We start from the raw sequence: 12,780 nt of genomic DNA, 5'->3' as shown, positions 1-12,780 counted from the left end.
CGGGGCACGGTCGTTCCTTCCGGCTGTCGCCGTCCGTCGCGTCGTCGACCCGGAGCCCCGACCGGGGACCCGGGGCCAGCAGTGCGTCACCGCTCCCCGGGACTCACGGCCCCGGGGACCGACACCCCCGACGGGCACCGATCACGGGCACTCGGGTCACGGGCACTCGGGGGTCACGCCGTTCGACGGGCCGCCGTACGCGGAGCCGAGCCGGACCTCGCCCGCCTTCTTCACGGTCAGCCGGGTGAACTCGCCGTCCTCGGCCAGGCAGCCGTTGTCCGCCCACAGCCACGGCGAGTACGCCACCCGCACGGTCACCGAGCCGGGCTTCGGCATGTTCACCACGAGGCTGGCGCCGTCGGAGTTCACCACCGAGCCGGGCCGGCTCACCAGCGGGGTCGCGTCCTTCACCCGGTAGATCTTCCAGTTGTCGTCCTCCCACACCCGCTCCAGGTAGTCGGGCTCGCTCGACACCAGCTCGTGCTCCAGCTCCGCGGGGCCGTCCGGCCGGCCGTTGACGACCACGACGAAGCCCACGGCCCACTGGGAGAGCCAGGCGCGGTAGGAGGCGGGGGAGAAGGTGCCCGCGGGCACGCTGGTCCCGCCGTGTCCCTCGTAGAACAGCCGCCCGCGTTCGACGTCGGCCTGCCGGTTCCAGCCGCGGGCCATGTTCACGTAGGGGGCGAGGACGGCCGCCTCCCGGTGGTCGCGGGCCGGGACCACCTCGACCCGGGTGCGTTCGCTGCCCAGCCTGTGGAGCTCGGCGACCACGCCCTCGGTCTTGACGGCGTAGTCGGGCACCTTCGTGTTGGTGACGATGTCGGCGATCGTCTTGCCGGACAGCCAGAGCAGCGAGAGGACCAGGGCGACGACACAGCCCACCCGTTGGCGCCGGGGCGTGAACCAGGTGAACGACAGCCGTTCCGGGGGCGCGTCCGCCTCGCCCCGCTCGCGGCCGTTGACCAGGACGGCGAGCAGTGTCACGGGGGCCGCCAGCTCGGTGAGCCGCTCGACGTTCGTCCCGATCGGCGAGGCGATCAGGTAGCAGAGCACCACGCCGAGCGCGTACACCGCCGCCCCGAACCGCACCACCCGCCAGTCGCGCGGCGCCGTCAGCACGATCACCGCGCACAGGATCACCGGCGGCCAGATCCGGTTGAACGCCATGGGCTGCTCGCCCTCGAACGGGAACAGCAGGGTGGTCAGCGCGACGACGACGACCGGCGGCACGACGAGCGAGGCGGCCTTCCCCCACTCGCGGCACAGCAGATGGGCCGCGCCGACCACCAGCAGGAACAGCCCGGAGACGGGGCTGCCCATGGTGGAGAGCGCCGCGCAGACGACCGCGACCACGAGGCGCCGTCCGCTGACGACCGCCAGCACGGCCCCCAGCGCGAAGGCCGTGCCCAGCATGAACGTCGACCGCCCCGACACCACCTGGCACCACAGCGAGAAGGCCACCGTCAGCGAGGGCCACAGGGGCCTGCGCAGTCCGCTGCGCTCGACGAGTGCGGCGGCCAGCCAGGACGACGAGAGCCCGGACAGCAGGGTCACGGGCACCACACCGAGAACCGCCATCACATAGGGCGAGATCACGCTGTAGTTCACGGTGTGCAGTCCGCCGTACCAGAAGAGGTTGTAGGCGGAGCCGGGGTACATCTTCGCGAACTCCGCCCAGGCCTCCTGGGCCGCGAGGTCGCCGCCGCCGGTCGCGAAGACCGCCCACCAGACGCCGTAGAGCGGCAGGACGCAGAGGGTGACCAGGAGCGGCGTGGGAAGCCGCCCGAGCCGCCCCCAGCGCGCTTTCGCGGGGTCGTGTGCGCGTCGCGGGAAGGGGCGACGTGGGGACAGCTCGGCAGAGGTCACTGCGGCGTTCCGTTCCGGTCGGGCGGACGAGTTCTGTGGGGTAGACGCTAACGGCTGGGTTCCGGTGGCCGGCAGGGACTGTGAAGTCCGCGACGGCCCCCGCCCGGCCGCGGCACCTCCGGGAGCCGTCCGGCGCGGGGCCACGACGGTTCGGCGGCGGCCGAAACGTCCCGGACCTAGCGTCGGACCATGACCGGAACGAAGCACGTGCCCGACGCGTCGGGTGCTCTCCACGCCCCCGATTCCCCCGACGCCCCCGATTTCCCCGACGCTCCCGATTCCCCCGACGAGGCCCCGGTGACGGACGACCGTGATCCCGCGCAGGTCGTGACGGACATGGTCGACCACGTCCTGGCCCTCGCCGGGACCTGGACTGCGTGGGACGGCCGCCCCGTCCCCGCCGACGACAGGCTCTACACCCCGCACAAGGCGATCCGTCGTGTCGCCGACCACATGATCGACCACCTCGCGGAGATGGAGGCCCGGCTCGTGGGCGAGGAGACGCGGCCCGACCACTGGCACGCGTCGGCGATCACCACCGCGGCCGACCTCGCGCCGTTCACCGCGGCCGACCTCGACGAGGCGCGCAGCCGGCTCACCCGGCTGGCCAGGATCTGGGCGAACCGCCTGGACGCCCTGGAGCCCGGCGTGCTCGACCGGTCGCCGGGGACGGGGTGGACCTTCCGCGGGCTCGCCTTCCACGTGGCGGAGTCGGCCTACTACGCGGACTGCGTGGGCGCGCTGCCGGCGGACGGCACGTCCGGCCCCGCGCCCGGCCGGACGACGGAGCGGTGACGCCCGTACCGCTCCGCGACGAGGGCACCGGGCGGTACGGGGACGACGTCCTGCACCCTTGACCGGTGAAGAAGAACACGACCGGCGTCCCGGACACCGACTCCTCGCTGATGACCGCGGTACGGGCCGGGGACGCCGGGGCGGTGGAGTACCTGCTCCGGGCGGGCGCCGACCCCGACGCGTGCGACGGGAACGGGACTCCCGCGCTGTGCCCGGCGATCGAGGCGTACGACGCCGCCGTCGCCCGCCTGCTCGCCGAGCACGGCGCCGACCCCGTGCGGACCGGTCCGGACGGGACGTCCCCGCTGCGCAGGGCCGTCGACTCGGGCTCGCCCGCGATGGTCGAGGCCGTTCTGCACGACACCGGCCGGCTCCGTCACCATGAGGCCGAACTGCTGGAGGCGCGGGACCTCGCCGGGCACTGGTACGGGACGGGCGTCGAGGCGGAACTGCGGCGCCGTACGGGCGCGCGGGACGCCGTCACCCGCATCCGGGTCGAGGACGACGAGTTCGACGAGGCCGACGAGTACGCCCTGGGCGGGGCGACCGCGCGCGACGGGCACGCGGCGATCCTGACTCACCTGGAGGCGACGCTCGGGATCCGGACCCCCTTCGGGGAACTGCTGGAGCGGGCGATGGCCCACCCCGACCAGCAGCACGCCGTCTGGACGAGCTCCACCCTGCTGCTGTCCCACCGCCGCGACCGGGAGACCTGGGACGCCGCGGTGGCCCTGTGCACCGGTCCGGACCCGGTGCACCGGCTGTTCGGCGCCGAAGTGCTGCGGCTGACCCACCTGTTCGACGAGAGCGACGAGGACCGGTTCGCCGGCCCCGTGCTGGAACTCTTCCTCGACCGGTCGGCCCGGGAACGGGACGCCGCCGTGCTCGCCGAGGTGCTGACCGGCCTCGCCGAACACACCGACCCGCGCGGCGACGCCGCCCTGCTGCCCCATGCCGCACACCCCGACCGCCGCGTGCGGCACGCCGTGGCCTTCGGCTTCGACAGAGGGGTACCGGCCTTCGCCCCCGCCGTCCGGAAGGCGCTGCTGGACCTGATGGCGGACCCGGACGCGGACGTGCGGCAGGGCGCGTGCCGCACGGTGGCCGACGGCAGGGACCGCGCGCCCGAACTCGCCGATGCCATGGCCGTCCTGCTGGACGACGGGAGCCGACCGGTCCGGGTCGCCGCCGTCCACGGCCTCGCCCGCCACGACGACGGACGCTGCGTGGAGGGAGCGCACCGCCTCCCGCCCGCACCGCCCGGAACCCCGTACGAGTACGACCTCGACGAGGTCTGGCGTTACGAGCTGCGCCGCGACGCCCCCTGAGCCCGCCCTGTCCTGCCCCGCCCCGCCCTGCCCGGCTCCGGGCGGGCTCAGGCGTGCAGACGGTACGCCCGCCCGATCTCGCCCAGGTACTGCCCCGGCTCGAAGCGGACCTCCTCGATCACCCCGCCGTCGGGCCCCGGGCACATCAGCCCGCTCCAGACGACCGTCCCACCGCGCAGCCCCACCCGGACACGCAGCCCCGGACCCCCGTCCCAGGGATGCCCCCGGTGCGCCACGTCCACATCGCGAACGGCATCCGTCGGGTGGAGCGGACCACCGGGGCGCAGGAGCTCCCCCGGGGGCAGACCCACGGCTCCGCTGTCGCTGCGCGCGATCAGGTCGAGCCCGTCGACGAAGAGGTACGTGTGCACGGCGGCGCACACGGGCGGACCCGGACAGACGTCGACGAACAACGAACTGATCCGGCCACGACCGTGACGGTGGTCGTGGTCGTGGTCGTGGCGGTGGACATGGCCCCGGCGACCGGACCGTTCGGCCCGAAGCGCCCCCGGCGGCCTACGCGACATCGGCCCTTCGCTGCATCATGCGGCGATGGTAGTCCGGCCGATTCCCGTCGGAGACCGGGGAGTCGGGGCCGGGGGGCGGGGCCGAGGGCCAGGGGCCGGGGAGCAGGGGCTGGAGGGTCAGGGGCTGGGGATCTCCTCGATCCGTTCGCGGTTGAGCAGGTACAGAGGAAGGTGCGGCAGGTCCGGGGGAAGGGGGAACCCGTGGTCGAAGGCGAGGCCCGCGATCGCCAGCGGCCCCAGCGCCACCCGGGCGCGCGGCGCCGTCGAATCGCCCCAGTGGGCGCCGTGTGCCGCGAGGGCTTCGGCGAGTGTCCCGGCGAAGGCGTCGTGGTTCCGTGTGACGAGATGGTGGAAGAGCGCGATCGGCTGGTAGTCGATCCCGTTCACGAACTCCATCGGCGCGTGGGTCACCTCCCCGGGCTCGGACGCCTTCATGGTGGCGACCAGCTTCTCCACGACCTCGTCCATGGAGCCGTGCTCGGAGAAGTAGGTCTGCAAGGTGTCGATCCAGTGCAGCACGTACACGTCGACGGAGTCGTCCTGCCGCAACGTCTCCAGCGGCACCCGGCACAGTCGGCGGATCCGTTCCCCCTCCCGGCACACGATCGCCAGGTAGAAGGCGTCGAGCCAGGCACGGGCATCCGCGGGCGGTGCGGCGGGCAGGTCCGGCAACTGCCGGACGAGGTCCCCGCCCAGGCGGCACTCCTGCGACCGCGCCCCCGTGAACAGCGCGGAGCCGAGCTGCACGGCGGTGGACCAGGCGTCCCACGTGTCGATGCGAGCCGCCCGGGGGTCGGCGGCGCAGCGCGCATGGGCGTGGGCGACGGCGGAGGCGAAGGCCCCGCCCGGGTCGGCGGCCGGGCCCCGGGAGAGGTCCGCCATCGACTCGGCCGTGGCGCGGGCGAGTTCGGCGGGGTCGGGGGCGGGCGCCCCGGTGGCGGCGCGGGTGGCGAGCCGCCCGGCGCGGTCGAGGCGGACCAGGCCCTTCATCAGGCCGAGCAGCTGTGGCGGCGGCTGGATGGAGAAGGACCGGGTGTCCTCGTCGATGACGGTGAGCGACGTCAGAGCGCCGCGATGCCACCAGTGGACCCGCGGGGACAGCGCGCCCGCCCCGTCCTCGAAGGCGCCCAGCGCGTAGGCGGCGAGATGGTTGACGGCCTCGACCACCGTGCCGTCGGTGATCGGGTGGTACACCAGGTTGTGCCGACTGGGCATGACGACGAGGGCACCGGCCTGCGGAAGCGACTCACCGGTGACCCGCTGGACCGCGGAGGCCAGGAACAGGGCCTGACTTCCGACGAAGTGCGAGTCGCCGTGGAAGGAATGCAGGACCGTCCCCTCGACGGCGATCTCCTCGTGCGTGACGGGTACGCGCATCAGGTTCCCGTACGCGGCCCGCCCCAGTTCCTCCGCGTCGACGTGCCGCACGTCCTGGTCCGTGAGGAGCCGTACGTCGGTGGGCCGGTCGAGGGCGTAGGCGAAGACGAGCCCGTCGGCCACGAGACGTGCGTAACGCAGGGAGCCGGCTATCTCCGGAGTGATCGAGTCGAGGGGCAGCAGCCGGGAGTGCACACCGCGCAGCAGCTCGCCGGTGTCGGGAATGTGATCGGGATTCATTCCATCGACTCTACGAAGACGGCGCACGGGCGAACCACGTGCCCCGCCCCGCCCCCTGACCGGGTCCCGCGACAGCCCCCGGGCCGCCGCGGATCCCGGGCCGACGAACGGTCACGAACACCCGAACGCCCCGTCAGTTCACCAGCAGGGCACTGTCCCACGACGTCGCCGGGGCGTTCCCCGTGGCGTAGGTGTGGAGGGCGAGGGCGATGCCCGCGGCGCCTTCCAGGAAGCCGGGGCGGTCGAGGGCGCGTGGTGCGAGGACGTGGCGGTAGCGGAAGCCGAAGGGGGCCTCGGGGTCGAACCCGTCCATCACCCGCGCCGCCAGCCCGTCGGCGAGGGTGCGGTAGTCCGGGTCGGTGCTGTCGTGCGCCATGCGCAGCACGATCTGGAGCAGGCCCGCCCAGCCGTGGCACAGCGCGGAGTCGAGGATCAGTTCGTCGCTCGCCGAGGCCAGTGCGCCGCGGAGGGCGGCGTGCGCGTCGGCGCGCCAGTCCGCGCGGTCGAGGGCGGCGCCGGCCAGGTACACGGCACGTGCCGCGCCGGCGGCGCCGTAGCACCACGAGTCCCGCCCGCGCTCCGGCGGTTCCCCGCTCCCGAGGTGCGCCGCCGTGACCAGGTGCGGCCAGCGCGGGCCGGCCCCGTCGGTCGTGCGCCAGCGGGTCAGCAGCGCCATGATCCGCTCGACGGCCTCGTCCTGGCGGTCCACCCGGAACCCCGCCCGCCAGGCGACGGAGAGGAGCGCGAGCGGCCCGCAGACACCGTGCGCGAGACCGAAGTTGGCGTGTTCGGCGAGCCCGTGCTCCAGGCCGTCGGTGATCCACCACGGGGGCAGCCGGACGCCGTCGCGCACGATGTCGTCCGCGGTCGCCACGGCCACCAGCGACTCCAGCACGTCGGTCAGCGCGAGCCCCGCCGCGTGCCGCGCGTCCGGTTCGGCCGCCGACTCGTACCGGGCCAGCAGGTAGCGGCCGATGCCGGTGGTGCCGCCGAGGACGTCGTAGCGGTCCCACGCGCCGACCGGCTCCCCGGCGCGCACCCGCTCCAGGCCGGCCCGCGCGCGCCCACGGACCTGGTCGACGATGTGCCGGTCGAGGCCGGCCAGCATCGTGGTGTAGCCGCCGAAGCCGGTGGCCCCGGTGTGCCCGGCGAACGCGAGCGCCACCATGCCGCCGAACAGCGACTGCGGCAGCAGCCGGATCCCGCTGCCGAGCGCCGCGGACAGGTGCGCGTGCGCCCGGCCGCGCAGCTCCGGCGCCCCCGCGGCCAGCTCCGCGAACAGCAGCCCGACCCCGGGGTGGCCGTCGGAGAGCAGCAGCGGGTCCCACACCGGTTGCGGGTCGCCCGGGTAACGCATCAGGTTGTCCGGCACGCCCGCGATCCCGGCCACCCGGGCGGGCTCCGCCAGCCGGTCGGCGATCTCGGCGACGATCCCGGCAGCCGCCTCCCCGAGGGCGGGCGCCCGGTCAGCCGGTGCCGGTGCCGGCGTCGACACCGGTGTCGGCTCCGGCGCGGGGGTCGATACGGGTGACGGCACGGAAACTCTCCAACTCCTGCAAAAGGCTGCGGACTTCCGCGCGCCGGGACTCGGGCAGGTCGCCCACGCGCACCACTTCACCGGCGTCGAGCCGGTCGAGCACCGCGAGGGCCTCGGCACCGGCCGTACCGGACGAGACGTTGCCGTTCGCGGCGAACCTGCGGGAACCGGGGCCGGGCGCGACCAGCAGGGGAGCGCACGCGCGTACGGGGGTGTCGTCGTCGAGCGGGAGGAGCCCGGCGGGCGGCCGGGTCGGCCAGAACCCGCCCGCCGTCCTGACCCGCAGGGCCAGGGCGGTGGCCCGGTCGGCGAACCGCTCCTCGTCCAGCAGCTCCGCGAACGCGTCCACCGCGTCGGCGAGCGCGGTGGGCAGCTCATCGGCCAGCCGCCCGTCCGGACCGGCGTCCGGGGTGAACAGCGGGGCCGACGCCACCGGTTCGGTGCCCCGGAACAGGTCCTTGATCTCGTAGTACGGCCGGTGCTCGCGACGGGGGATGCCCACGTTGACGCTGGTCGCCGGTGCGCCGCCGGTGCTCTCCCCGACGTGGTAGTAACGCGCCGGCCAGTAGAGCAGATCCCCCGGCCCGACCTCGGCGACGAACGAGGACGCCAGGTACGGCTGGTAGTCGAGGACCGTGTGCACCGGGTCGGTCCACGGGCGCTCGGCCCAGAACCGCATCCGCTTGGTGCCCCGCACGCAGAACATGAAGGTGGCGAAGCGGTCCTGGTGCACGCCGACCGGGCTGTGCTCGTAGGAGCCGTGGAACAGCGTGGAGCCCGCGGTGTGCGTGGGCTGGCCGACCCGCTCCCACAGACCGGCGTGGAACCGCTGCGCGCGCGCCCACAAGGGGTGGGAGAACGAGTGGAACCGGTGCACCACGAGGGCGTAGCGCTGCCGGTCCAACCGGTCGGCCATGCGCCGCTCGTAGCCGTCGAACGAACCGTCCGACAGTTCCGGCAGGAGGTCGTACGGCTGCGTCTGCTGCCGCCGCTCCACGAGGAGCTGCACGTTCCCCGGCACGGCGAGCGGATGCGGCGGCCGGCTGCCGAGCACGGCGGCCCCGAACACCTCCGCCTCGGCGAACGGCACGTCGCCGAGGCCCCTGTACAGCACGGGTTCCCGGTCCCAGAACCGGTCGACGAAGACGTCCCAGTCGAAGGACGTCTCGACGGTCACCGCGGACGCGGCCGTATCGGTTGTTCCATTCATCGCGAAGACACCTCGACCACGTCGATGCCGCGCAGCCGGTACAGCTTGTCCAGCAGCGCGAGCACACTCCTGTCGTTCGTCCCGTCGTCGCCGAGGGCCCGGCACACGTCGGTCACGCCGGTCTCCCCGCCGTCGCGCAGGACGGCGAACACTCGGTCGCCCGCGGCCGTCGGCAGGGTGAAGACGTTCCCGTTGACCGCCCACACCTCGCGCCCCGGCCCGTCGGGCATCCGGACGATCTCGCCCGACCGGCGGATCCGGGCCGACGGGGTCAGCGGGACGCCCTCGCGCGGCACCGGGATCGGTTCGAGACCGGCCGCGGAGCGCAGCGCCGCCCAGCGGACCCGCAGCATCCTGCGCAACCGCTCGCCGTCCGCGGCCGTGCGCAACTCCTCGCCCAGCGCGTTCAGCCGGGGCAGCACCCCGTCCGGGTCGTCGATCCGGGAGCCGGGGCCGAACGGGAAGTACGGCACGGTCCCGTCGTCGCCCTGCCGGCCGTGCACCAGCTCGGCGAGCAGGTCCCGCAGGGCGGTGAACGGCAGCCGCCGGTCGACCGGGACCCGCAGGCGCAGCGCCACGCACCCCTCGCGGCAGGTGTCGACGTGGCGCCGGTCGCCCGGCCAGTACAGCAGCTCCCCGGCACCGGCGCTCAGGGTGTGCACGCCGTCCGGCTCCCGGCCCGGGTCGGCGATCGCGGCCGGCGGGGGGCCGCCGCGCTCGTCCCACAGCCGTACGTCCATCCGCCCGCGCAGCACCCAGGTCAGCACCGCGTGCGTCGGCGCCACGGTCGCACCGGCGTGCCGGGTGAACCGGTCGCCGACCAGGATCTCGGTCTCCACCGGGAGGTTCGGCCAGCCGACCACCCGCCACAGCCCGCGGACGGCGTCGCGCACCGCGGACCACGGCGCGAAGTCCAGAAGCAGCGGCTGATGGACCGTCAACAGATATCCCCGGCCGGACACTTCGGCGTCCATCCGGTGGAGGTAGTCGTCCAGGGTCCGGTCGGTGGTGTCCGGCAGCAGCGCGCCGGGCGCGCGCAGCCGGCCGTCGCCCACCAGCAGCCGGACGTCGGGCATCACCCAGAACCGGGTGCCGGCGCGGAACGGGGCGCACGACCGGACGGTCAGCGCGTGGACCGGGCCGAGGCCCACCGGCGGCCGGGCACTCAGCCGGGCGGGTTCCCGGTCCCAGTACCGCTTCCCGAACAGTGCCCAGTCGACGTCGTCGGGCGCCTGCCGGATCTCGTGTGCGGGTGTGGTCATGATGTTTCCCTCCCCGTCAGGGGGAACCGCTGCCGGATCCGTTCCGTGTACTCGGCCAGGGGCTCCATGCCCATCGAGGCGCGTCGGCGGTCCACGTCGTCCGGTTGCCCGATCCGGTACGGCACCAGCTCCCCGTCCACCGGCTCGAACTTCGTGCCGTACACCTGGGGGAGTCCGTCGGCGATGCACAGCTCGTCGGTCAGGGAGGCGACCTCGCGCCACGGGAGGTCACCGCCGGCCGCAGCCCGCCGCATCAGCTCCAGGCAGTGCCGCCGGAAGTCCAGATGGCCCCTCGCGTGCTGCACGAGGCGGCTCGCGGCGCCTGCCGCCGCGGCACCGACCATCGTGCGCCCCGGCCACCCGTGGTCGGCCACGACCCCGGACAGCCAGTCGACGCCGGCGTCGGTCAGGGTCCGCAGGCGGCGTTCGGCGTCCTGGTCGACCATGCCGCCCTCCGCCCACGGCATCCGGAGGGCGCCGTCGAGCCGGTCGAGGCGCAGCAGCCGGCGCCGGATCTCCCCGGCGGGCGACGGCTCGGCCGGGACCTCCGGCGCGTCCACCGCGTCGATGCGCAGCCGTACCTTCTCCCGGTCCCAGATGTAGGTGACCCGCCTGCCCACCTCGGGCCAGTCGAAGCCGACCTGGCCCTCGGTGGGGCTCTGCAGGTGCAGCCGGACGCCCAGCGACCCGTCCGTGACGACGTGCTCGGGCACGTCGTCGAACACGTTCTCCGCCGCGTCCCGAAGCGCCACCCCGAGACCGGCGAGTTCGAGGTAGGCGCCCTCCAGCAGCGACGGCAGCGGGGGCCAGCCGCCCTCGGGTTCCGGCCGGGCCGCGACCCGGGCCGTTCGGAACGAGGGTGGCGGTGGCGGCGGTTCGGCCCGGTCCGTTCCGGACGGCGGCTCGACCGGGGTTGTTCCGGACGGCGGCGCTTCGACGTGGTTCGTTTCGGACGGCAGTGGCGGTGGCTCGACGTGGTTCGTTTCGCACGGCAGTGGCGGCGGCTCGACGCGGTCCGTTTCGGATGGCAGTGGCGGCGGCTCGACCCGCAGCACCGGACCGCCCTCCAGCGAGCGGACGAAGTAGGGCACGTCCATGCGCCGGAGCTGGTCGGTCTCCGCCCGGTCGAAGCGGACGTCCGGCTCGGCGGGGACCGGTGCGGCACCGCCGCCGGACAGCCAGCGCGGCACCAGCGCGTCGAAGTACCGGAACGTGGGCCGGCGCAGCACCCGGACGTAGTGGCCGGTGGTGGCGGTCGACAGGAACCGCCGGATCTCCGGCCGCTGCCGGCACATCAGGGTCCAGGCGTCGAACATGCCGCGCAGCATCGCCGGCAGGTAGGGGCCGTACCCGGCCCGCCCGTCGGTGTCCGCGACGACGTTCCTCGTCTCGTCCCGGGCGAAGGGCCGACGGCGGCGGTACAGGCGCAGCGCCCCCGTCGGCTCCTCGTGCCAGCACACCGGCGGGCCCTCGGCGGAGCACCACCGCGGGGTGTTCTCCAGACCGACGTGGTGCTGGTCGACCTCGGCGGTCGGGTCGTGCAGCAGGCCCGTGTCGTAGAGCCGGGGAATCCGGGCGAAGCAGATCTCCAGGTCGATCGGGTACAGCAGCGGTTCGCGCTCGCCGGGCCGGCTCCCGGTCACCAGGTTGCCGCCGATCATGTCGGTGATCCCGAAGGCGAACGTCGCGGCGGTCAGCGAGCCGGTCCGGTGCCAGAAGCGCGCCGCCTCCGACCGGGTCAGCCGGGTGCCGGTCAGCGACCACGGCCCGGAGGTGCGGATCGGTCCCCACTGCGCGGGCGGTTCGATCCACTCCTGCCACAGATACCCCGGTTCGGCGCCGGGCCAGCAGGAGAGCACCGGCAGCCGGACCTCGCCGGACGCCGCGGGCGCGTCGTTGAGGAGTTCGAACAGGGACGCGGGCGGGCCGGCCGTGCCGCACGCGGTGAACAGCAGCTCGCCGGAGGCGGGGCGCGGCTTGTACGCGACCCGGCCGCCGCCGGCGCAGTCGAGGCGCAGCACCCGCTGGCGGCCGTTGTGGGTCTCCTCGCCGTGGGCCCACAGTCCGACGACCGGTCCCCGAAAGGCCGGGTCCTCGGGCCAGCAGGTATTCATGTCCCGTATCAAACGGTCGAGAAAGAGCGTCAGGAATGCTTCGCAGCGTGCCGCCCATTCCGGCACCCGGCCACGGGTGTAATGCGTCCGGCCGGTCGCGCAGGCCACGAATGCCTCGGAAACGACCGGTCCGAAGATTTCGGCGTTGGTGATGTCGAGTATTCCGATGGCGATGATCTCCGAATGGCGCCGCGCGGCGGAAGCGCACCATTCGTCCAACCGGTCCAGCAGTGCGAGCAGCGGCGCGAACCGCCGGTCCCGGAGGGCGTGTGCGAGCATCCGGGCGTCCGCGGCGCCGCCGAGGAGCCGGTCGACCGTGACCGTTCCCTCCGGTCCGGCCGTGACGACCGGCGGGAAGAGCCCGCCCGCGGTGCCCTTGCGGACGGCGGTGATCAACCGCTCCGCCACCGGCGGGAGTTCGGTGGGGCCGTCCTGACCGGCACTGCCGTCCGGGGCGTGCATCTCCCAGAGCGGATCGGTGTCCGCTGGTGCATCCGACAAGGTCGCCCTCTCGACTCGTTGCC

The 12,780-nt window shown here is 74.1% G+C and carries 9 protein-coding genes; 2 read left to right on the top strand and 7 right to left on the bottom strand.

Annotated features, from left to right (window positions below; translation table 11 throughout):
- Positions 1–156: 156 nt before the first annotated feature.
- Positions 157–1,764, bottom strand: coding sequence for a hypothetical protein (locus ABZZ04_RS07385; RefSeq protein ID WP_356931281.1), 1,608 nt, complete (start codon positions 1,762–1,764; stop codon positions 157–159).
- A gap of 438 nt (positions 1,765–2,202) precedes the next feature.
- Here ABZZ04_RS07385 and ABZZ04_RS07380 point away from each other — a divergent pair, with 438 nt between their 5' ends.
- Positions 2,203–2,661, top strand: coding sequence for a hypothetical protein (locus ABZZ04_RS07380; RefSeq protein ID WP_356931280.1), 459 nt, complete (start codon positions 2,203–2,205; stop codon positions 2,659–2,661).
- Between the two features lie 65 nt (positions 2,662–2,726).
- Entirely contained in the window at positions 2,727–3,989 is a 1,263-nt protein-coding gene (locus ABZZ04_RS07375; protein ID WP_356931212.1) for an ankyrin repeat domain-containing protein, read from the top strand.
- A gap of 47 nt (positions 3,990–4,036) precedes the next feature.
- On the opposite strand, the gene ABZZ04_RS07370 is transcribed toward ABZZ04_RS07375, so the two are convergent.
- The 6 genes from ABZZ04_RS07370 to ABZZ04_RS07345 all read right to left on the bottom strand — a co-directional run bounded on the left by ABZZ04_RS07370 (position 4,037) and on the right by ABZZ04_RS07345 (position 12,718).
- Positions 4,037–4,360, bottom strand: coding sequence for a hypothetical protein (locus tag ABZZ04_RS07370; protein ID WP_356931211.1), 324 nt, complete (start codon positions 4,358–4,360; stop codon positions 4,037–4,039).
- A 273-nt stretch (positions 4,361–4,633) separates the two neighbouring features.
- Positions 4,634–6,133: an immunity 49 family protein gene (locus ABZZ04_RS07365; protein WP_356931210.1), complete on the bottom strand. Its 1,500-nt coding sequence runs from the start codon at positions 6,131–6,133 to the stop codon at positions 4,634–4,636.
- Between the two features lie 133 nt (positions 6,134–6,266).
- Positions 6,267–7,628, bottom strand: coding sequence for a lanthionine synthetase C family protein (locus ABZZ04_RS07360; RefSeq protein WP_356931209.1), 1,362 nt, complete (start codon positions 7,626–7,628; stop codon positions 6,267–6,269).
- Positions 7,600–8,880, bottom strand: coding sequence for a cupin domain-containing protein (locus tag ABZZ04_RS07355; protein WP_356931208.1), 1,281 nt, complete (start codon positions 8,878–8,880; stop codon positions 7,600–7,602). Before ABZZ04_RS07355 ends, ABZZ04_RS07360 begins: the two co-directional genes overlap by 29 nt.
- Positions 8,877–10,142 (bottom strand): hypothetical protein, encoded by a 1,266-nt coding sequence (locus ABZZ04_RS07350; protein ID WP_356931207.1) that lies wholly within the window; start codon positions 10,140–10,142, stop codon positions 8,877–8,879. The genes ABZZ04_RS07355 and ABZZ04_RS07350 overlap by 4 nt, the downstream gene beginning before the upstream one ends.
- Positions 10,139–12,718 carry a DUF4135 domain-containing protein gene (locus tag ABZZ04_RS07345; protein ID WP_356931279.1) on the bottom strand — a complete coding sequence of 860 codons (2,580 nt, stop codon included), beginning with the start codon at positions 12,716–12,718 and terminating at the stop codon, positions 10,139–10,141. The genes ABZZ04_RS07350 and ABZZ04_RS07345 overlap by 4 nt, the downstream gene beginning before the upstream one ends.
- Positions 12,719–12,780: the final 62 nt, after the last annotated feature.

This window comes from Streptomyces sp. NPDC006435 (assembly GCF_040612315.1).
Classification (GTDB): domain Bacteria; phylum Actinomycetota; class Actinomycetes; order Streptomycetales; family Streptomycetaceae; genus Streptomyces.
This window is presented reverse-complemented; position numbering and strand designations above follow the sequence as displayed.

Bases quoted from the DNA above. Each gene is read 5' to 3' on its own strand.
- ABZZ04_RS07380 (WP_356931280.1), top strand. From the start codon at position 2,203: ATGGTCGACCACGTCCTGGCCCTCGCCGGGACCTGGACTGCGTGGGAC.
- ABZZ04_RS07365 (WP_356931210.1), bottom strand. From the start codon at position 6,133: ATGAATCCCGATCACATTCCCGACACCGGCGAGCTGCTGCGCGGTGTG.
- ABZZ04_RS07355 (WP_356931208.1), bottom strand. From the start codon at position 8,880: ATGAATGGAACAACCGATACGGCCGCGTCCGCGGTGACCGTCGAGACG.
- ABZZ04_RS07350 (WP_356931207.1), bottom strand. From the start codon at position 10,142: ATGACCACACCCGCACACGAGATCCGGCAGGCGCCCGACGACGTCGAC.
- ABZZ04_RS07345 (WP_356931279.1), bottom strand. From the start codon at position 12,718: ATGCACGCCCCGGACGGCAGTGCCGGTCAGGACGGCCCCACCGAACTC.